Raw genomic sequence first — 20054 nt, forward strand, 5'->3', positions numbered from 1 at the left:
GCCAGTAGACAACGTAGGGGACAAGCGTCTCCACACAGATAGGGAAGAAGATGGCAGAACTCACGATCAGCCCCGACGAGATCCGGGATGCTCTCAAAGAATTCGTCACGGCTTACGAGCCAGGTAAGGCAAGCGCCACCGAGGTCGGTAAGGTCATCGACGCTGGTGACGGCATCGCGCACGTCGAGGGTCTGCCGGGCGTCATGGCCAACGAGCTCATCCGCTTCGCGGATGGAACCCTCGGCCTCGCACAGAACCTCGATGAGGACGAAATCGGTGTTGTTGTCCTCGGCGAGTTCAACGGCATCGTCGAAGGCATGGAAGTAACCCGTACCGGAGAGGTGCTCTCGACTCCGGTCGGCGACGCATTCCTTGGTCGCGTTGTCGACCCGCTCGGCGCTCCGATCGACGGACTCGGCGAGATCAAAGCCGAGACGCGTCGTGCCCTCGAACTGCAGGCGCCCGGCGTCATGCAGCGCAAGAGCGTGCACGAGCCGATGCAGACCGGTATCAAGGCTATCGACGCCATGATCCCGATCGGTCGCGGACAGCGTCAGCTCATCATCGGTGACCGTCAGACCGGTAAGAGCGCTATCGCCATCGACACGATCATCAACCAGAAGGACAACTGGGAGTCCGGCGACGTCAACAAGCAGGTTCGCTGCATCTACGTCGCTATTGGTCAGAAGGGCTCGACGATTGCCGCTATCAAGGCGTCTCTCGAAGAGGCCGGCGCCATGGAGTACACGACCATCGTCGCTGCTCCGGCGTCTGACCCCGCCGGCTTCAAGTACCTCGCTCCGTACACCGGTTCGGCCATTGGCCAGCACTGGATGTACGGCGGCAAGCACGTTCTCATCGTTTTCGATGACCTATCGAAGCAGGCTGAGGCCTACCGTGCGGTTTCCCTTCTTCTTCGCCGTCCGCCGGGACGCGAGGCATACCCGGGTGACGTGTTCTACCTGCACTCCCGTCTGCTCGAGCGTTGTGCCAAGCTTTCCGACGAGCTGGGTGCCGGATCGATGACCGGTCTTCCGCTCATCGAAACCAAGGCCAACGACGTTTCCGCGTACATTCCGACGAACGTGATCTCGATCACCGACGGACAGATCTTCCTCCAGTCGGACCTGTTCAACGCCAACCAGCGTCCCGCCGTCGACGTCGGAATCTCGGTGTCGCGTGTTGGTGGTGACGCCCAGGTCAAGAGCATCAAGAAGGTTTCCGGAACTCTGAAGCTCGAACTGGCTCAGTACCGCTCGCTTGAGGCGTTTGCGATGTTCGCATCCGACCTTGACCCGGCCAGCCGTCGTCAGCTCGCCCGAGGTGCACGCCTTACCGAGCTGCTCCGTCAGCCGCAGTACTCGCCGTTCCCGGTCGAGAACCAGGTTGTTTCGATCTGGGCAGGTACGAAGGGCAAGCTCGACGAGGTCCCCGTCGAAGACATCCTGCGTTTCGAGAGTGAGCTTCACGACTACCTGGGTCGCAACACCCAGGTCCTCACCAAGCTGCGCGAAACCAACGTTCTCAGCGACGACATCGTCGATGAGCTCGACGCAGCGGTCGACGCCTTCAAGAAGGAATTCCAGACCGGTGCGGGCAAACCCCTCAGCGGCCCGGGCTCCGAGCAGTTCGTTGAACTGCCCGCCGAAGACGTCAACCAGGAAAAGATCGTCAAGGGACGTCGATAAGTAATGGGTGCTCAACTTCGGGTCTATACGCAGAAGATTCGCTCTGCGCAGACGACCAAGAAGATCACAAAGGCGATGGAGCTCATCGCCGCCTCGCGCATCGCAAAAGCGCAGGCGCGCGTTGAAGCATCCGGACCGTACTCTCGAGCGATCACGCGCGCGGTGTCAGCCGTGGCGACGTATTCAAACGTCGACCACGTGCTGACCACCGAGCCGGAGACCGTTGAGCGTGCAGCAGTTGTGATCTTTGCGTCTGACCGCGGCCTCGCTGGCGCGTTCAACTCGCAGGTTCTGCGTGAAGCCAATGAACTTGCCGAGCTGCTTCGCAGCCAGGGCAAGGAGGTTGTCTACTACCTCATCGGCCGCAAAGCCGTTGGGTATTTCGCCTTCCGCAAGCGCGCGTCGGAAGGACAGTGGGTTGGCGAAAGCGAGAACCCCACGTTCGCGACCGCGCAGGAGATCAGCGCTGCACTTCTCGAACGCTTTGTGCTCGACGCGTCTGAAGGCGGCGTGGACGAGATCCACATCGTCTACAACCGCCTCGTCAGCATGATGAGCCAGGTTCCCGAGGTTGTTCGGCTGCTTCCACTCGAGGTCGTTGAAGGCGTTGAAGAGCCGGACGACAAGACGGTCCTGCCGCTGTACGAGTTCGAGCCCGACGCTGGAAGCGTGCTTGACGCGCTCCTGCCCGTGTACATCGAAAGCCGCATCTTCAACGCGCTGCTTCAGTCCGCTGCTGCAAAGCACGCGGCCACGCAGAAGGCGATGAGCTCGGCGAGCGACAACGCAGACAAGCTGATCACGGACTACACACGGTTGCGTAACAACGCCCGCCAGGCCGAGATCACCCAGCAGATTTCCGAGATTGTCGGCGGCGCAGACGCACTGTCGTCCGCCAAGTAACTTTCGATACGAAGAGAGAAGAAGAGCATGACAGACATTGCCACCGCTCAGGACACGGGCGAGGTGAAGGCCGGCGCCATCGGTCGCGTCGCGCGCGTCACCGGTCCGGTTGTTGACATCGAGTTCCCCCACGACGGGATCCCGGGAATCTACAACGCACTGAAGACCACCGTGAACATGGCTGGCGAGACCCAGGTCCTCACGCTTGAGGTTGCTCAGCACCTCGGCGACGACCTGATCCGCGCTATTGCACTGAACCCGACCGACGGACTGGTCCGCGGCCAGGAAGTGACCGACACCGGCGAGCCGATCACGGTTCCCGTTGGCGACATCACCAAGGGCAAGGTCTTCAACGTCATCGGTGACGTCCTCAACGCCGCTCCTGGTGAGCAGATTGAGATCACCGAACGCTGGCCGATCCACCGCAAGCCACCGGCATTCGACCAGCTCGAGTCGAAGACCGAGCTGTTCGAGACCGGCATCAAGTCGATCGACCTCCTCACCCCGTATGTGCAGGGTGGAAAGATCGGTCTGTTCGGTGGTGCAGGTGTCGGTAAGACCGTCCTCATCCAGGAAATGATCCAGCGTGTTGCGCAGGACCACGGTGGTGTGTCGGTCTTCGCCGGTGTCGGTGAGCGTACCCGTGAAGGTAACGACCTCATCATGGAAATGGAAGAAGCGGGCGTCTTCGACAAGACCGCGCTTGTGTTTGGCCAGATGGACGAGCCGCCAGGAACGCGTCTTCGCGTCGCGCTCTCGGCACTCACCATGGCTGAGTACTTCCGCGACGTGCAGAAGCAGGACGTGCTGTTGTTCATCGACAACATCTTCCGCTTCACGCAGGCCGGTTCAGAGGTGTCGACTCTTCTCGGACGCATGCCGTCCGCAGTGGGTTACCAGCCGAACCTCGCCGACGAGATGGGTATCCTCCAGGAGCGCATCACGTCGACCCGTGGCCACTCGATCACGTCGCTGCAGGCGATTTACGTTCCTGCTGACGACTACACCGACCCGGCTCCGGCGACGACGTTCGCGCACCTCGACGCGACCACCGAGCTGTCACGTGAGATCGCATCAAAGGGTCTGTACCCCGCGATCGACCCGTTGACCTCGACGAGCCGTATCCTCGACCCGCGCTACATCGGTGATGACCACTACAACACTGCTGTTCGCGTCAAGGCGATCCTGCAGAAGAACAAGGAACTCCAGGAGATCATCGCGATCCTTGGTGTTGACGAGCTGAGTGAAGAAGACAAGATCACGGTTGCCCGTGCACGTCGCATCCAGCAGTTCCTCTCGCAGAACACCTACATGGCGAAGAAGTTCACCGGTGTTGAGGGTTCGACCGTTCCGCTCAAGGAGACCATCGAGTCCTTCTCGGCGATCGCTGACGGCGAGTTCGACCACGTTGCTGAGCAGGCGTTCTTCAACGTCGGTGGCATCAACGACGTCGAAGAGGCCTGGGCTCGCATCCAGAAGGAGAACGGCTAATCATGGCATCGCTCAAGGTCAGTGTTGTCGGGGCAGACCAGGAAGTATGGTCAGGGACCGCATCCATGGTCATCGCTCGGACTGTCGAGGGAGAAATCGGTATTCTCCCCGGGCACGAGCCGATGCTGGCTATTCTCGCTGAGGGTGAAGTGCGCGTCACGGCCGACAACGGTGAGAAAGTCACCGCGACGGCCGCCGACGGGTTTCTCTCGGTCGAGAACAACACAGTGACGATCGTGGCTGGCAACGCCAGCCTGGTCAAGTAGTACCCGCCGCAAGGCTCAAGCGAACGCCCCGTGCTTATCCTGCTCCCTCCGTCTGAGACGAAGAGAGTGGGAGGCACGGGGCGTTCGTTGTCTCTTGGGAGCCTGCGATTTCCTGAGCTATCCGACGCACGTGAGCAGCTCACGAACGATGTCGTCGAGCTGGCCGCTGATCGCGAGGCCACGATAGCCGCACTGAAACTCGGCCCCAAGCAGCATGCGGAGGTCGAGATCAACCGCCGGCTGTGGGAGTCACCCACCATGCCTGCCCTCGATCGCTACACCGGCGTTTTGTATGACGCTCTCGACGCTGGCAGCCTCACAAACGACTCCCGCGAGTTCGCGGCACACCATGTCGTCGTCCACGCCGCCCTGTTCGGTCCGGTCGGGGCGCTTGACCCCATTCCTGCGTATCGTCTCTCTCACGACTCCCGCATCCCTGGTCGCCCGATGAAGCGTCACTGGAAGTCAGTGGTCGAAGAAATCCTCGCCCAGCACGCTGGGCTCATACTTGACATGCGTTCAGAAGCGTACGTGGCGCTCGGCCCCGCACCGGTTCGATCCGACTCGTTCTACCTCCGCGTACTCACCGACGGGCCCGACGGCTCTCGGCGCGCCCTCAATCACTTCAACAAGAAGGCCAAGGGCGAACTCACTCGCGCGCTGCTCGAAGCGCGAACGGTCTTTGACGACGTGGACGAACTGTGCCGGTGGGCACCGACCGCAGGCTTCCGGCTGGAGCGCCTGACGCCGTTATCCGGCGCGCAGGAACTCGCCCTCCTGGTCTAAATCCGTTTGTCACGCGGATGCCGTCAGCCGGCCCGCCAACACCCCTCGACGTGATCGTCGACAATACCTGCTGACTGCATGAGTGCGTACATGGTCGTTGGCCCGACAAAGCGGAATCCCCCCTTCCGAAGTGCAACACTGAGTGCCGTCGATTCCGCAGTGATGGCCGGGATCTCGGCAAGTGTCGTCGGCCGGCGGGGGAGTGGTGTCTGCCGGAAACTCCAGACCAGGTCGGAGAGGCTCTCCCCGAGTTCGAGCGTGGCTCGGGCATTCGAGATGACCGCCGTGATTTTGCCGCGGTGCCGAATGATTGCGGCGTTCTGCACGAGATCCTCGATGTCGCTGTCGGTGAAGGAAGCGACTGTGTCGATGTCGAAGTTGCTGAATGCTTCCCGAAATGCCGGGCGGCGCTTGAGGATCGTGATCCAGCTCAGCCCGGCCTGAAAACCCTCGAGGCTGATCTTTTCGAAGACAGCCCTGTCGCCCCGCAGCGGGGTGCCCCACTCCTCGTCGTGGTAACGCACATACTCGGCGTCGTTTCCTGCCCACGCGCATCGCTCTTTGCCATCGGGTCCGGAAACGAGTGAGGTTGAGGTTGCCACGGGGTCCACGATATCGTCCGCGGCAGCACCCGGCGATGCCGGCGCTGAAGCGTCGGAAGCGCTCAGACCGCTGCCGACTGCCATACCGGCGCCGACACAAGCGGTCGGTAGTCAATCCCCTCGTGATCAAGCAGCCACTGCTTCGTGGATACGCCGCTGCCCTGGGTGTACCCGGTGATTCTGCCGCCTGCGGCAAGAACGCGATGACACGGGATGAGCAGCGGTAGTCGGTTGGCGCGGACCGCGCTGCCGATGGCCCGTCCTGCGAGCCCCGCGCCGATGTCGTGGCCCAATTGGCCATACGTCTTCGCCGCACCAAAGCCAATGCCGCCGAGCCCGGTCCACACGGCCAGCTGGAACGGCGTGCCGACCGGTGACAGGCGCACGTCGAAGTTTCTCCGACTGCCCGCGAAGTATTCGCTGACCTGTTCAAGGGCGGTGAGCAGGACGTCCAGAGGGGACTCGACATAGCCGTCGTGCGGTAGTTCGCCGTTTCGCTCGAGGGAGAGCGACGTCACGGCCGTACCGTCGCTGGTCAGCTCAAGCCGACCGAGTGGACAGGACGAGCGGATGAGCCCGACGGGGCGATCGAAGAGCGAAGTCAGGGGGCGGGAAGCTGCGCGTCGTGGAGTCATGACCCCGACGGTAGGCCGTGGGAAACCGAGGCAGCGCCCCTGCTCAAGGCCGGTGGACATTCGAAGCGCAACCACTCGCTGTGGGGGGAAGCCGCCCGATACCCTGAACTCATGGCGAACATCGAATACCGCACCCTGGGAAACAGTGGCCTGCGGGTCTCCACCATCGGACTCGGCTGCAACAACTTCGGGCGGCTCGGCACCGCCAGTGAGACCCAGGAGGGCACTCAGGCGGTGATCTCGGCGGCGATCGATGCTGGCGTCACGCTCTTTGACACGGCCGACATGTATGGCAAGGAGCCGGGCCTCAGCGAGACGCTCATGGGCAACGCCCTGCGCGGGCAGCGCGACAACGTCGTGCTCGCCACCAAATTCGGCCACTCCGGCGCCGACGTTGGGCTTCCCGGCTGGGGTGCGAAGGGGTCGCGCCGTTACGTTCGGCTTGCCGTTGAGGCGTCTCTGCGCCGGCTGCAGACCGATTGGATTGACCTCTATCAGCTGCACACCCCCGACCCGATCACCCCGATCGAGGAAACCCTGTCGGTACTCGATGACCTCATCACCGAGGGCAAGGTGCGCTACATCGGACACTCCAACCTCGCGGCGTGGCAGGTCGTCGAGGCGGAACTCACCGCTGAGCTCGCCTCCCACCCCAACTTCATCTCCTCCCAGAACGAGTTCAGCCTCATCGTGCGCGACGCTGAGCGTGAACTCTTTCCCGTCCTCAGCAAGTACTCCATCGGCTTCCTGCCGTTCTTCCCGCTCTACAACGGGCTGTTCACCGGCAAGTTCAGTCGCCGCGGCGGACCGGCCGACAGTCGCATCATGCGCCAGCGCAGTTACCTGCTCGACAGCGCACCCTGGGACGCAATTGAGGAGTACCAGCGGTTCTGTGATGAGCGCGGCATCACGATGCTTGAAGCGACGTTTGCCTGGCTGCTGGCCCAGCCGAACCTCACCAGCGTGATTGCCGGAGCGACCCGCCCCGAGCAAATCGTTCAGAACGCGACTGCGGCCACGTCGTGGCATCCGTCTCCCGATGAAGTGGCGACAATCGGCGCGCTGTTCGCTCCTCGCGAAGCAGAAAACGACTGACGCCACCCCCAATCCGCGCGCGCGGGGTCTAGGCTCGCTCGCGTGGCATCGCCGCTGACGCAACCCCGGTGCCGTGGACAAGGATCGTGATGCTCGCACAACTGGTCGGTCGTTTCCTAAAGCCGCATTGGCCGCTGCTGGTCGGTGTGGTTATTTTCCAACTCTCTCAATCGATAGCGTCGCTGTACCTGCCAACGCTGAACGCCGACATCATCGACAACGGAGTGGCGACGGGTGACACCGAGTACATCCTGCGGGTCGGCGGCATGATGCTCGGCATCACGCTCGTGCAGGTGCTGTGCGCGATCGCAGCCGTGTATTTCGGGGCAAAGGCCGCCATGCGACTCGGTCGTGACATTCGCGAATCGGTGTTCAGCCGGGTGGCCGAGTACTCGGAGCGCGAGGTCTCGAAGTTTGGCGCGCCGTCGCTCATCACCCGCAGCACGAATGATGTGCAGCAGGTGCAGATGCTCGTGCTGATGACCTGCACACTCATGGTGTCCGCGCCGATCCTCGCCGTCGGCGGCGTGATCATGGCGTTGGGCCTCGACCTCGAGTTGTCCTGGCTGATGGCGGTGTCGATTCCCGTGCTCCTGATCTGCGTCGGGCTCATCATCGTGCGGATGGTGCCGCTGTTCCAATCGATGCAACGCCGCATCGACCGCGTCAACCAGGTGATGCGGGAACAGCTCACCGGAATCCGGGTGGTTCGGGCGTTCGTGCGCGAAACCGAGGAAACCCAGCGTTTTGAACAAGCTAACGATGAATTGACGGATGTCGGGCTTCGCGTCGGTCGTTTGATGGCACTCATGTTCCCGATCGTGATGCTCATCCTTAACGTGTCCAGTATCGCTGTGTTGTGGTTCGGCGCGTTCCGCATCGAAGACGGCTCGATGCAGGTCGGAACCGTGATGGCATTCTTGCAGTACCTGATGCAGATACTCATGGCCGTGATGATGGCCACATTTATGGCCGTCATGATTCCGCGAGCGGCGGTGAGCGCCGATCGGATCGGCGAGGTGCTCCGCACCGACTCGACCGTGCGGCAGCCGGAGAGCCCGGTGACGACGCTGGACGTTGCTGGCCGAATCGATTTCGAGCGGGTTGAGTTCTCCTATCCAGGAGCCGAGCAGCCGGTGCTGCGCGAGTTGAGCTTTACCGTGCTCCCGGGCACCAAGACGGCGATCATCGGTTCGACCGGCTCGGGAAAGACCACACTGGTCAACTTGCTCCCGCGGCTGTTCGACGCGACAGCGGGTCGGGTTCTCGTGGACGGTGTGCCGGTGGACGAGATCGACCAGGATGTGCTGTGGTCGAAAATCGGGATCGTGCCACAGCGTCCCTATCTCTTCTCCGGCACCGTGGCATCCAATCTTCGCTATGGAAATCCGGACGCAACCGACGATGAGCTGTGGAGAGCCCTCGACACTGCACAGGCACGGGACTTTGTGGAGGCATTGCCCGACAAACTCGACGCAGCCATCTCGCAGGGCGGAACGAATGTGTCAGGCGGTCAACGGCAGCGGCTCGCTATCGCCCGGGCCCTGGTGAAACGGCCGGAGGTGTACGTGTTCGACGACTCGTTCTCAGCCCTCGACCTGGCCACAGACGCTCGGCTGCGGCAGGCGCTCGACCGCGACGTCAGCGGAGCGACCCAGGTGGTTGTCGCGCAGCGCGTCACCACCATTCGAGACGCCGACCAGATCCTCGTGCTCGAGGACGGAGCGATCGTCAGCCGGGGCACCCACGCCGAGCTGCTGGAAACGAGTGAGACCTACCGGGAGATCGTTGAATCCCAGTTGACCGTGGAGGAGGCGGCATGAGCGACGACCACGACGTCGACGACGCCCCGCCCACCCGGGTTCCCCCTCGACCGCCTCGCGGCGGTGGGCCGTTCGCCGGGGCGGGAATGCCGGTCGAGAAGAGCATGAATTTCGGCCCGAGCGCCAAGCGGCTGCTCGGTCGGCTGCGGCCGGAGCGTGCGAAGCTCGTCGTCGTCACACTCCTCGCGGTGATCAGCGTCACACTCACGGTCATTGGTCCGAAGATCCTGGGCGACGCCACCAACATCCTGTTCGAAGGGATCATCTCGAAGGCCCTGCCGGCGGGGTTCAGCCAGGCCCAGGTGGTTGACGGACTCCGGGCGTCAGGGGACACAGACCGTGCCGACATGCTCGCCGGCATGAATCTCACACCGGGAAGCGGCATCGATTTTGCCGCGCTCTCCCGGGTGCTCCTCGTCGTGCTGGCCATCTATATCTTTGCGTTCCTCTTCGGCTGGATTCAGGCGCTCGTGCTCAACGTGGTGGTGCAGCGAACGATGTATCGACTCCGTGAAGACGTCGAATCCAAGATCAACCGACTGCCACTCAAGTACTTTGACACCACGCAGCGCGGTGAACTGCTCAGCCGGGTCACGAACGACATCGACAACATCGCCCAGACGCTGCAGCAGACACTCAGCCAGGTGCTGGTTTCGCTGCTGAGCGTCATCGGGGTACTCATCGCCATGTTCTCGATTTCGCCGCTGCTCGCGGGAATCGCACTCGTCACGATTCCGGCGACTGTCGTCATCACCGGCGTGATCGCCAAGCGGTCGCAGAAGAAGTTCGTCGCACAGTGGGCCCACACCGGTCAGCTCAACGCGCAGATTGAGGAAATGTATTCGGGCCACGCGATCGTCAAGGTCTTTGGGCGATCCCGCGAGGTAGGCGCGAAGTTCCGTGCCAAGAACGACGAACTCTACGAGGCGAGCTTCGGTGCCCAATTCATCTCGGGCATCATCATGCCGTCCATGATGTTTGTCGGAAACCTCGTCTATGTCGGCATCGCTGTGGTCGGTGGGCTCCAGGTTGCCACGGGAGCGTTGAGCCTCGGCAGCGTGCAGGCGTTCATTCAATACTCCCGACAGTTCACGCAGCCGCTCACCCAGCTGGGATCGATGGCGAATCTGCTTCAGTCTGGCGTAGCATCCGCTGAACGCGTCTTCGAACTGTTCGACGCCGAGGAACAGTCCGCCGACCCGGCCCAGCCGGTGTCGCCTCCTCCGGGGCGCGGACGGCTGGTGTTTGAGAACGTCTCATTCAGCTATTCGCCCGAGAAGCCGCTCATTTCGAATCTCAGCCTTGTTGCTGAACCGGGTCAGACCATCGCGATTGTCGGCCCAACCGGCGCAGGCAAGACCACGCTGGTGAACCTCATCATGCGGTTCTATGAGCTCGATGGCGGCCGGATCACACTTGACGGTGTGAATATTGCGGAGATGACGCGGCGTGACCTTCGGGCTCGAACCGGCATGGTCCTTCAGGACACCTGGCTGTTTGGCGGCACGATTCGCGACAACATCGCTTACGGGCGACCGGACGCCAGCGAGGAGGAAATACTCGATGCGGCGCGCGCAACCTATGTCGACCGGTTCGTGCACTCGCTGGCCGACGGCTATGACACCGTGCTGGATGACGAGGCCTCGAACGTGTCAGCAGGAGAAAAACAACTTCTCACAATCGCCCGGGCGTTCCTTGCCAAACCCAGCGTGCTCATTCTTGATGAGGCAACGAGTTCTGTTGACACACGCACCGAACTGCTCGTGCAGAAGGCGATGTCAACGCTGCGACAGGACCGCACAAGTTTCGTCATCGCGCACCGACTCTCGACGATCCGTGACGCCGATCTGATCTTGGTGATGGAATCCGGGGCCATTGTGGAGCAGGGGACGCACTCCGAACTGCTCGCCGCCCAGGGCGCGTACTACGCGCTCTACAACTCGCAATTCGCGCAGGAGATCGTGACCGACGAGGTCTGACCGGTTGTCCACAGGGAGTGGTTGCGCCCCGGTTCTCCACAGAACGCCCGGCGACGGGGAGACCCGCGCCCGGCACAAAGAGACTGCCGGTATGACCACTCTCATCCAGGCGTTGGACGCCTCTGATTTCCTCGCCCTTGTTCCCGTGCTCAGCGGTTGCGAACCCCGCAACAGTGTGGTGCTTGTCGCCTTCCGGGGGACCCGATCCTGTGGAGCCCTGCGGGTTGATCTCCCGCCGGAGGACGCTGCGGCTGGCGTGCGTAAAGCATTCGCCACGACCGTGCTCGGGATGATGTGCAAGATCCCCGGCGTGGACGCCCTCGTGCCCGTCGTCTACACAGATGACACCTTCGAACGGTTCGGGGGATTGCCGCGTCGAGCGCTGATGACGAACCTGACGACCCGCGCTCGACACGGCGGTTTCCTCGTGCGTGATGCCCTCTGCGTCGCTGCAGACGGCTGGGGGAGCTACATCGGCGACTGCCCACGAGCAGGAAACCCGCTCAGCTCGATCGCTGATGCTGCGGCACGGCAGACCAAGGACGGTGCGCCGGAACGCCCGGCGATCACGGACCTCGAAGCGGAATCCACACTTGCTCCATCGGACCTTGTCACGCGAGAACGGGTAGCGCGACGATTCCGTGAGCTCGGTGTCCTTCGCAACAGCGCCGAGCTCGCCCCCGTCCTGTACTGGGAGTACAGCTTCGATGGCGATGTTGTTGGGTTCGCCGACGATCTGATCCAAATGGCGGCAGCGGAGGAAGATGACGCCATCAAGGACGCGGCGCTGTTGGGATTTCTTGTGCAAAGTCCAGCCGTGCGAGATGTCTTTCTCATCACCTGGGGCTGGGGTCCGTCGACGGGGGATGAGTGCGCGCTCACCCAGAGGATGTTTACCGACGGCGAGGACATTAGTGCCATGCCGGGTGTCGGCGCGCTGGGCGGCTGGGACATGCCCCGACCAGACCCACAGCGCATCCGACGGGCGCTTACCCTTCTCCGATACTCCGCTGCGCGGTTGCCGCGGTCCGCAACCCCACCGGTGCTCACCATGATTGGGTGGCTGTACTGGGCGCTGGGGGCGGGATCGATTGCCGGGAAGTGGGTTCAGCAGGCTCTGAGCATCGATCCCAACTTCGGTCTCGCCGATTTGCTCGAGGCCATGTTGAGCGCAGGGCACCTGCCCGATTGGGCGTTCGAGGTGCCACCAGACCCCTCCTCGGAAAACGCAATTGACGCGTGAAGGGTGCCGAAGGCACCAAACGCATGCTTTCCGCCGGTATTATCGACGAGAGGGGCGACCCGCTCTGGCACCGTGAGAGGACGACTGCGTGACTGGCATCGACGTGCGCACTGATTCGTACGTCGTTGACGTACCCAACGGGCAGTCGCTGACGCTGTCCTGGGCAAGCGTGACTGACACCGGACGGAAGCGCCAGGTGAACCAGGACGCGCTCATCGTCGACTACCCGATTTTTGCCGTCGCAGACGGCATGGGCGGCCATGAGGCTGGCGAGGTTGCCAGTGCCGCGGTGATCGCCCGTCTCGCCGAAAGCGTGGCATCAGGTGATGCTGTTGATCGCGAAGCGGTTGAAAACGCACTTCGCGCTGCCGTCGACGATATGCTCGAGCAGGTCGGGCAATCCGACCTCGGCACAGGCACTACCGTCACAGGTATCGTCTTCGGGCTGGCTGGTTCCGACAAAGACACACCGTCGTGGACCGTCTTCAACATCGGAGATTCTCGGGTGTACCGGTTGCTCGGAGACGAACTTGTTCAGGTCACCCTCGATCATTCCGTCGTTCAAGAGCTCATTTCCATCGGTGCGATCACGCCGGATGAAGCGGAGACGCATCCGCACGGCAATGTCATCACTCGTGCCGTCGGTTTCTCGGACGAGCCGTTGCCTGATTACACCGACGTTCCCGCGCAGGACAAGGCACGCTGGCTGGTGTGCTCGGATGGGTTGACCAAGGAACTCACTGATTTTGGTCTCCGGCACTTCCTGCTTCAATCGGCAACACCAGAAGAGGCTGTGCGGTCACTCGTGGATGCGGCCCTAGAGAACGGTGGCCGCGATAACATCAGCGCAATCGTGCTCGATGAAATTCTCGCGGCCGGCGCATAAGCTGTCCTCCACACGGGCGCCAAGATGGCGCTCGCTCCGCAGTCTGATGTCGTCAACGCTCCGTCGGGTGAGCTCTGCTGTTCTGAATGTATGAGTGTTCCAGCTCCGAACGATGACGCCATCACAGTCCCGTCACGCCCGGTCCGGTCTGCGCCGTCACCGTTCCCGATGATGGCGGCCCTGGCTCCGGTTGTCGGGTCGGGCCTTATCTGGTTGGTGACTCACTCGCCGTTTGCGCTCATCTTTGCCGCACTCGGGCCGCTCATCGCCATTGCCAGCGTGGTGGACTCACGGTGGTCCTCGGGCAGGAAGTTGACAAAGGACCTTGCCTCGTACGAGCGAGAGCTCGATCGGCTCTGTGGCGTCATTGACGAGCGGCTCGAGGAGGAACGTGTCCTGAGAAGAGACAGCCACCCGGGAGCACGGGGCTTTCTTAACCCCACTGACACGGGAACGAGCATCCTCTTCGGACGTTGGCGCAGTTCCGATGCGGGTTCCCGGCAGGTTGTGCTGGGAACCGGAACCCTACGAAGCACGCTTCGGCTTGATGGTGCCGTCGGGTCGGAGGAAACTCGCGCGCTCAGAGCCCGTGCACGTCACGTTTCGGGTGTTCCCATCGTCGTCGACGCCACACGAGGCATCGGGATTGTCGGCACACCGGTTCTCACGCGCTCCTGCGCTCGGGCAATCGCACTTCAGTTGTGCCAAGCAATACCACCGGACACCGCATCCATCCGAATCGAGGGGGCGGGCTGGGAATGGGCATCCGCGCTTCCGCACACTGCACCCGGAAGTCAGCCGACAACAATCCGCATCCGAGATCGTGCTGCCACAACCCCGTCCGGGATGAGGGCCGACGGTTACACGGTCTCAGGGGGTCAACCGACGACGGGCTTCGATGTCCTTCTTGTGCTCGCCGATTCACTCGAACAGATTCCAACAGCATGCCGGGCCGTTCTTGAGGTGAGCACTCCGGGTAAGGGAACTCTCCATCGGGTAGCGCCCGACTCCGTGGCGGGTGTGAAAGCTGGTGCCGCGGAGTCCCATGTGGTGGCTGTTGAACACGTGACAGCTGTCGAGGCAGCGGCCTTCGCGGCTGGGCTTGCCGAGGCGGCGGAGCGGTTGGGTGTCGCGCGTCCCCTGACGAAGCTGCCAACCTCGGTCGGTTTCGGCGAGTTGCGCAGTCACGACGTCGGCCAGCGGGGGAGTAGCGCTCACGCCGGTTCGACGCTGGCAGCCGCACTCGGGATCGGTCCGGATGGGCCGGTCCTCGTCGACATTGTGGAGCAGGGGCCACACGCCATCGTGGGCGGAACGACGGGCAGCGGAAAGAGCGAACTGCTTACGACCTGGGTCGCGAGTATGGCCCAGAGCCATACGCCCGGGGATGTGACCTTCCTCCTGGTCGACTTCAAAGGCGGCAGCGCATTCGCCCCTCTTCAGTGTCTTCCTCACGTCGTCGGCGTGCTGACGGACCTCGATGCGGTCGCAGCCGCTCGTGCCCTGGCAAGCCTCACGGCAGAAGTCGTCTATCGAGAAAAGATGCTCAACAACCTCGGATGCCGGGATATTAGCGAGACCGGGGGCGCATTTCCACGATTGGTTATCGTTGTCGACGAGTTCGCCGCGATGCTCGACGGCTTCAGCGAACTGTCCGCGCTGTTCATCGACATCGCTGCTCGAGGCCGGTCCTTGGGCATGCACCTCATTCTTTGCACGCAACGACCGGTCGGAGTGATGAAGGACTCGCTCCTGGCGAATTGCGGGCTCCGCATGTCATTGCGCGTTCATGAGCGAGGCGACAGCCTCGCGGTGGTGGGTACCGACGCTGCGGCGAAACTCTCGCCGGGACAGCCGGGCCGCCTGATCCTCGCGGCGGGCGGATCAGTGGGCCCGATACAGGTTGGAACTGTGACGCCGCAGGAGATAGCGGACATCGCGGCACTGCGTCCCTCGTCGGCCGCTCCTCGGCGCCCGTGGCTTGACCCGCTTCCGTCCTGGGTTCCGCTCCTCGATCTCGAACCGGCAGGTGGCATTCGGTTCGGGCGTGCCGACCTGCCTGATGCCCAGCGCCAGGAAACGGCCGTGTGGTCGCCGGAACAGGACGGAAGCGTGCTCGTTGTCGGGACGACGCGATCGGGCAAGACCACCCTCCTCGATACGGTGACTGCAGAGGTCCTGTCTGCAGAATCCGCTTCCCGGTCCTGGAACTTCCTTCGCGTCGGCTCTGACGACGAAGAGACGTGGGACACCGTGATTGGTCTTGCCGCCCGGCTCCGTTCCGTAGCCGGGATAGTGCCGGGTACGATCTTGCTGATCGATGACCTCGACTCGGTCCTGGCCCGACTCGACGACGACTACGCGACCCGGCTTCGCGACGCGGTGGTCGAACTTCTCCGCGACGGCCCTCGGCGGTCACTATGGCTGATGATTACTGTGCAGCGGCTCGCTGGAACGCTGGGTGTGTTGTCCGGGTTCGTTGGAGCGCTGTTGCTCTTGCGCGTGGCGAATAGGCAGGAGCACCTCATGAGCGGTGGCGACGGTGATACGTGGGTCGCCGGACGGGCACCCGGAAGCGGAATCTGGCGCGGCACAACCGTTCAGGTCGCCGTTGCGGAACCCGTGAGCGCAGGCGGTTCCGAGGACGATGCCCGAGACCGTCATCCCCGTTCAGCGCCTGGGCGGCACGGCCTTCACCGTACGGCGCCGCTCTATGACTTCAGAGCTCACCCCGTCACGATGGTGGCAAGCGCGTTGCCACAGCAACGAATGGAGTCATTGCTGGCCGAGAATCGGGAGCACTCCGAACGCGAACCCCTGCGTATCGCGTCGATAGGTTCAGGCCTGCGGATATCGGTCGACGACCTGGCGCTGGGCGATCCCGGGGTCGTCGTCCTGGTCGGAGATGCCGACGACTGGCAGAGCCAGTGGGCTTTGTTTGCCGCCCTGCGCCAGAGTGCAGATTTCGTACTCGAGAACTGCACGGTGTCAGAGTTCCGAACGCTCACCAAGCGTCGCGAACTCCCTCCGCTTGTCTCCGCACCCGGGCACGGCTGGCATGTGCCGCCCGGTGGGCAGCCGGCGCGAGCACGGCTGCCCTGAACAACGGCGAACGCTATGCCGCGTCCAGCAGTGAGCCGAGGTCTTCTGACTCCAGTGCATGTGCCGTGGCTACCGGAGCGTTGTATATCGCTCCCTCATGCACATTGAGGCCCTGCGCGAGGGCACGATCCGCTCGCAACGCGTCACGCCAGCCCACGGTGGCGAGAGCGCGGGCATAGGGGAGGGTCGCGTTCGTGAGCGCATAGGTGGAGGTGTGCGGGACTGCTCCCGGCATGTTTCCGACGCAGTAGAACACCGACCCGTGAACGGTGAACGTGGGATCGGCGTGCGTCGTGGGGTGCGAGTCCTCGAAGCAGCCGCCCTGGTCGACAGAAATGTCGACGAGCACGCTTCCCGGCTTCATTTTGGCAACGAGCGCGTTGCTCACCAGCTTGGGTGTTTGCGCACCCGGGATGAGGACGGAGCCAATGACAAGGTCCGCGTTGATCAGCGAATGTTCGATCTCGAAGGCGTTACTGGCGATCGTTTTGACCCGGCCGGCGTAGTGCGCATCCAATTCGCGCAGGCGCGCAATGTTCGTGTCGAGAATCGTCACATCCGCTCCGAGGCCAACGGCGACCGCCGCAGCATTCGTCCCGGCAACGCCGCCACCGAGGACGGTTACGCGGGCCGGCGATGTTCCGGGGACACCCGGCACCAAGAGACCCGGTCCGCCGTTGGGCTTGAGCATCGTGTTCGCGCCGACGATCGTCGAGAGGCGTCCGGCGACCTCGCTCATCGGTGCCAGAAGGGGCAGTGAGCGGTTGGGCAGTTGCACCGTTTCGTAAGCGATGGCTGTGATCCCGGAAGACACCAACGCACGGGTCAGCTCGGCTTCAGCCGCGAGGTGCAGGTAGGTGAAGAGCACCAGTCCCTTTCGGAAGTAGCCATACTCGCTCGCGATCGGCTCCTTCACCTTGAGCAGCAGTTCGGCGCGCTCCCATGTCTGAGAGGCATCCGGAAGAATCGTGGCTCCCGCTGACTCGAAGGCAGTGTCCGGGATGGAGGAGCCGATGCCGGCGCCGGTCTCTATGAACACCTCGTGGCCAGCCAAAACGAGTTCGTGAACTCCTGCAGGGGTGATCGCAACACGATATTCGTTGTTCTTGAGCTCTCGGGGGACGGCGATTCTCATGGCGCTCCTTCGTCAACGGCCGACCCAGGTGGGGTTCGGCATTCACAGACGTCGCACTCAAATGAGGTCCGACGTCACTGTCGGTGTGCGGCCAGGTCCGGCCGCGATCCCAGCCTAGCGAGGAAGCGAGGGGTTAGAGCGACGGAGAAACACGGATGCTGCCGACGACAGCCGAGCCACCGAACACGTCAAGGGACAACTCCGGCAGAACCTCGTCCACTGTGTCTCTGCCGAGCGCGCCGGCGTCGACGAGCAGTGAGAGTCCGACGACGGTTGCGGCGCGCAGGCTGCCGTCGAGCATCTTCAATGCAATCGCCGTTCCATCGGGTGCGGCCATGACCATGACCCCCTCGGCGCCCAGCTTGGCGAAGACCCCGAGACGGTCGATCACAATGGTGTTCGCGCGGCCGGGGCCATCGAGCGCCCAGCCATCCTCGAGGACCGCCTGGCACAGGATGCCGGCGTTGCGGTAGATGGCGAACGGAGATGTGGGGCTCGACGTGCGAATACGGCTAATCCCGCGGGCCAGACCGGCCAGGGAGAGGGCGTGTACGGGCGCACCGCAGCCATCAACGCCAGACGCAGCGGGGCGTTCACCGGTGAACCGCTCGACAACGTCGAGGATCGCGTGCTGCAGCGGGTGTTCCGGGTCGAGGTAGCTCTCAATTGGCCAGTTGTTGGTGACGCAGGCCAGCAGCATCGCGGCGTGTTTGCCCGAGCAGTTCATGTAGATCGGTGACTTGTCGCCATTGTCCTTGAGCAGCTCATCCCGCGCGGCTCCGTCGCCCGGCCAGTCCGCCGGGCACTGCAGTGCGGTTTCCGTCAGCCCGGCCTGCGCCAGGATGCTGCGCACGACCGAGACATGGCGCTGGGTGCCTGAGTGGCTCGCGGTCGCGAGCACGGCGGCCGCACCCCGCAGCCCAACGCCCGCGTTCATGACCGCAATGGCTTGAAACGGCTTCATGGTCGACCGCAGGAAGACCGGTGCGGACGGATCGCCCAGTGAACGCAGCACATCGGCGTGCTGGTCGATCACAATGGCCGAGCCGGAATGCCGCGACTCCACGAAACCGCTTCGCTCGACGACGGCCAGCTCCACGGCGCTCGTCGTTGAAAAGGTTCCTGCAGAGTTCGTTGTACTGGTCACCGGTCAAGATTAGCCGGGATGATGACAGACTGAGGCCATGCAGAGCGAACACAGCTATTCGATTGGCGTTGCCTGGCAGGGCAACCTCGGCACCGGTACGAGCGGCTACCGCGAATACAGCCGCGAGCTCACCGTAACGGCCGACGGCAAGCATCCGATTGAAGGTTCTGCCGACAAGCCGTTCCGCGGTGACCTCTCCCGCTGGAACCCTGAAGAGCTGCTCCTGGCCGCGCTGGCACAGTGCCATTTGCTCTCCTACCTCTACGTTGCCGTCACCGAGGGCGTCGTGGTCACCGACTATTCCGATGCTGCCACCGGCACGATGCTCGAAGATGGGCAGGGCGGAGGCGCGTTCACCCAGGTGATGCTTCGGCCGCGAGTGACGGTCGCTGATCCTTCAATGACGGATGCCGCGATGCGCGCACATAAGAAGGCGAACGAACTCTGTTTCATCGCGCGCAGCGTGAATTTTCCGGTGCTGCACGAACCGGAGATCATCGTCGCCTGAGCGTCGTGCGCGTCGGTTACAGGCGCTCCGGTCGAAGAACGGCCCGTTTGATCTTTTCCAGGGTGTCTGCAGGAGGAGCTTCGTTGTAGGCGTTCGCGAGTTCCTGTCCGGTCAGGGTGTGAATCGCGCTCATGATGTCATCGGTCGCCAGCCGGCGGGCCTTGCCGCTCGTTGCCGGGCCGTGAACGGTCACATCGATGGGTTCACCGAAGATGACGGTCACCTTACGCAGGCGCGGAATTTTGCTTCCCACCGGCATGAGCTTGTCCGTTCCGATGAGTCCGACCGGAACAACCGGAGCTCCCGTCGACAGTGCCAGCCAGGCGACTCCCGTCCTGCCCTTATAGAGTCGGCCATCCAGGGACCGCGTGCCCTCGGGGTAGATCGCGAAAGCACTCTCGGTCTCGAGGATCCGTTTTCCGGCGTCGAGTGCTTCCTGCGCGGCTTGCCCGGCACCACGGCGCACTCCGACGGCACCGATCGATGTGAAGAACGTGCGGGACGCCCAACCCTTGACGCCCGTGCCGTCGAAATAGGACGACTTGGCGAGGAACTGCACGCGACGCGGCGCAACCACCGGGATAGCGATGCTGTCGATGAACGACAGGTGGTTGCTCGCAAGGATCACTCGTCCAGACGTCGGGACGTTCTTCCGACCAATGATCTTGGGCCGATAGACGAGACGAACGATCGGCATGAGGACCGCGCGGCCGAGCAGGTAGACCATGCCAGGCGCAGCGGGTTCCGGGTCGGGGAGCACGCTCT

General features: G+C 63.0%; 17 protein-coding genes. 12 read left to right on the forward strand and 5 right to left on the reverse strand.

The window, feature by feature from the left end:
* The first annotated feature begins 50 nt into the window (after positions 1 to 50).
* The 5 genes from atpA to L1277_RS09485 are packed head-to-tail and all read left to right on the forward strand — an operon-like array spanning position 51 to position 5134.
* On the forward strand, positions 51 to 1688 hold the full coding sequence (atpA, locus tag L1277_RS09465) for a F0F1 ATP synthase subunit alpha (RefSeq protein WP_253376131.1): 1638 nt from the start codon (positions 51 to 53) through the stop codon (positions 1686 to 1688).
* A 3-nt stretch (positions 1689 to 1691) separates the two neighbouring features.
* The gene (locus L1277_RS09470) at positions 1692 to 2591 is read left to right on the forward strand and encodes a F0F1 ATP synthase subunit gamma (protein WP_253376132.1); all 900 of its coding nucleotides are present in this window, start codon (positions 1692 to 1694) and stop codon (positions 2589 to 2591) included.
* Positions 2592 to 2618: 27 nt separating this feature from the next.
* Positions 2619 to 4082 (forward strand): F0F1 ATP synthase subunit beta, encoded by a 1464-nt coding sequence (gene atpD / locus L1277_RS09475; RefSeq protein ID WP_253376133.1) that lies wholly within the window; start codon positions 2619 to 2621, stop codon positions 4080 to 4082.
* A gap of 2 nt (positions 4083 to 4084) precedes the next feature.
* Positions 4085 to 4348 carry a F0F1 ATP synthase subunit epsilon gene (locus L1277_RS09480; protein WP_253376134.1) on the forward strand — a complete coding sequence of 88 codons (264 nt, stop codon included), beginning with the start codon at positions 4085 to 4087 and terminating at the stop codon, positions 4346 to 4348.
* Positions 4349 to 4378: 30 nt separating this feature from the next.
* Complete coding sequence (locus L1277_RS09485) at positions 4379 to 5134, forward strand: YaaA family protein (protein ID WP_253376135.1); 756 nt, start codon at positions 4379 to 4381, stop codon at positions 5132 to 5134.
* Positions 5135 to 5157: 23 nt separating this feature from the next.
* Here L1277_RS09485 and L1277_RS09490 read toward each other — a convergent pair whose 3' ends face one another.
* Positions 5158 to 5736, reverse strand: a complete 579-nt coding sequence (locus L1277_RS09490) for a DNA-3-methyladenine glycosylase I (RefSeq protein WP_253376136.1) — start codon at positions 5734 to 5736, stop codon at positions 5158 to 5160.
* A gap of 62 nt (positions 5737 to 5798) precedes the next feature.
* Positions 5799 to 6371 carry a methylated-DNA--[protein]-cysteine S-methyltransferase gene (locus tag L1277_RS09495; RefSeq protein ID WP_253376137.1) on the reverse strand — a complete coding sequence of 191 codons (573 nt, stop codon included), beginning with the start codon at positions 6369 to 6371 and terminating at the stop codon, positions 5799 to 5801.
* 111 nt (positions 6372 to 6482) lie between these two features.
* Here L1277_RS09495 and L1277_RS09500 point away from each other — a divergent pair, with 111 nt between their 5' ends.
* The 6 genes from L1277_RS09500 (at position 6483) to L1277_RS09525 (ending at position 16499) form a co-directional block, all read left to right on the forward strand.
* Positions 6483 to 7466 (forward strand): aldo/keto reductase, encoded by a 984-nt coding sequence (locus L1277_RS09500; RefSeq protein ID WP_253376138.1) that lies wholly within the window; start codon positions 6483 to 6485, stop codon positions 7464 to 7466.
* Positions 7467 to 7555: 89 nt separating this feature from the next.
* Complete coding sequence (locus tag L1277_RS09505; protein WP_253376139.1) at positions 7556 to 9289, forward strand: ABC transporter ATP-binding protein; 1734 nt, start codon at positions 7556 to 7558, stop codon at positions 9287 to 9289.
* The gene (locus L1277_RS09510) at positions 9286 to 11268 is read left to right on the forward strand and encodes an ABC transporter ATP-binding protein (RefSeq protein ID WP_305884290.1); all 1983 of its coding nucleotides are present in this window, start codon (positions 9286 to 9288) and stop codon (positions 11266 to 11268) included. Before L1277_RS09505 ends, L1277_RS09510 begins: the two co-directional genes overlap by 4 nt.
* A gap of 91 nt (positions 11269 to 11359) precedes the next feature.
* A complete protein-coding gene (locus L1277_RS09515) occupies positions 11360 to 12511 on the forward strand; it encodes a DUF4192 domain-containing protein (protein WP_253376140.1) in 1152 nt (383 codons plus the stop codon).
* 88 nt (positions 12512 to 12599) lie between these two features.
* Positions 12600 to 13397 carry a PP2C family serine/threonine-protein phosphatase gene (locus tag L1277_RS09520; RefSeq protein WP_253376141.1) on the forward strand — a complete coding sequence of 266 codons (798 nt, stop codon included), beginning with the start codon at positions 12600 to 12602 and terminating at the stop codon, positions 13395 to 13397.
* Between the two features lie 90 nt (positions 13398 to 13487).
* The gene (locus L1277_RS09525; protein WP_253376142.1) at positions 13488 to 16499 is read left to right on the forward strand and encodes an FtsK/SpoIIIE domain-containing protein; all 3012 of its coding nucleotides are present in this window, start codon (positions 13488 to 13490) and stop codon (positions 16497 to 16499) included.
* A 13-nt stretch (positions 16500 to 16512) separates the two neighbouring features.
* Here L1277_RS09525 and ald read toward each other — a convergent pair whose 3' ends face one another.
* Both ald and L1277_RS09535 read right to left on the reverse strand, forming a co-directional pair.
* Positions 16513 to 17634, reverse strand: coding sequence for an alanine dehydrogenase (gene ald, locus L1277_RS09530; protein ID WP_253376143.1), 1122 nt, complete (start codon positions 17632 to 17634; stop codon positions 16513 to 16515).
* Positions 17635 to 17767: 133 nt separating this feature from the next.
* Positions 17768 to 18781, reverse strand: coding sequence for an asparaginase (locus tag L1277_RS09535; RefSeq protein ID WP_253376144.1), 1014 nt, complete (start codon positions 18779 to 18781; stop codon positions 17768 to 17770).
* A gap of 37 nt (positions 18782 to 18818) precedes the next feature.
* Between L1277_RS09535 and L1277_RS09540 the strand changes: the two genes are divergently transcribed.
* Entirely contained in the window at positions 18819 to 19289 is a 471-nt protein-coding gene (locus L1277_RS09540; RefSeq protein WP_253376145.1) for an OsmC family protein, read from the forward strand.
* Positions 19290 to 19305: 16 nt separating this feature from the next.
* Here L1277_RS09540 and L1277_RS09545 read toward each other — a convergent pair whose 3' ends face one another.
* Positions 19306 to 20016 (reverse strand): 1-acyl-sn-glycerol-3-phosphate acyltransferase, encoded by a 711-nt coding sequence (locus tag L1277_RS09545; protein WP_253376302.1) that lies wholly within the window; start codon positions 20014 to 20016, stop codon positions 19306 to 19308.
* Between the last annotated feature and the right edge of the window lie 38 nt (positions 20017 to 20054).

It is taken from the genome of Okibacterium sp. HSC-33S16, assembly GCF_024171565.1.
Classification (GTDB): domain Bacteria; phylum Actinomycetota; class Actinomycetes; order Actinomycetales; family Microbacteriaceae; genus Mycetocola_A.

Bases quoted from the DNA above. Each gene is read 5' to 3' on its own strand.
- atpD (WP_253376133.1), top strand. From the start codon at position 2,619: ATGACAGACATTGCCACCGCTCAGGACACGGGCGAGGTGAAGGCCGGC.
- L1277_RS09470 (WP_253376132.1), top strand. From the start codon at position 1,692: ATGGGTGCTCAACTTCGGGTCTATACGCAGAAGATTCGCTCTGCGCAG.
- L1277_RS09545 (WP_253376302.1), bottom strand. From the start codon at position 20,016: ATGGTCTACCTGCTCGGCCGCGCGGTCCTCATGCCGATCGTTCGTCTC.
- L1277_RS09510 (WP_305884290.1), top strand. From the start codon at position 9,286: ATGAGCGACGACCACGACGTCGACGACGCCCCGCCCACCCGGGTTCCC.
- L1277_RS09525 (WP_253376142.1), top strand. From the start codon at position 13,488: ATGAGTGTTCCAGCTCCGAACGATGACGCCATCACAGTCCCGTCACGC.
- L1277_RS09480 (WP_253376134.1), top strand. From the start codon at position 4,085: ATGGCATCGCTCAAGGTCAGTGTTGTCGGGGCAGACCAGGAAGTATGG.
- L1277_RS09515 (WP_253376140.1), top strand. From the start codon at position 11,360: ATGACCACTCTCATCCAGGCGTTGGACGCCTCTGATTTCCTCGCCCTT.
- L1277_RS09495 (WP_253376137.1), bottom strand. From the start codon at position 6,371: ATGACTCCACGACGCGCAGCTTCCCGCCCCCTGACTTCGCTCTTCGAT.
- L1277_RS09500 (WP_253376138.1), top strand. From the start codon at position 6,483: ATGGCGAACATCGAATACCGCACCCTGGGAAACAGTGGCCTGCGGGTC.
- ald (WP_253376143.1), bottom strand. From the start codon at position 17,634: ATGAGAATCGCCGTCCCCCGAGAGCTCAAGAACAACGAATATCGTGTT.
- atpA (WP_253376131.1), top strand. From the start codon at position 51: ATGGCAGAACTCACGATCAGCCCCGACGAGATCCGGGATGCTCTCAAA.
- L1277_RS09505 (WP_253376139.1), top strand. From the start codon at position 7,556: ATGCTCGCACAACTGGTCGGTCGTTTCCTAAAGCCGCATTGGCCGCTG.
- L1277_RS09540 (WP_253376145.1), top strand. From the start codon at position 18,819: ATGCAGAGCGAACACAGCTATTCGATTGGCGTTGCCTGGCAGGGCAAC.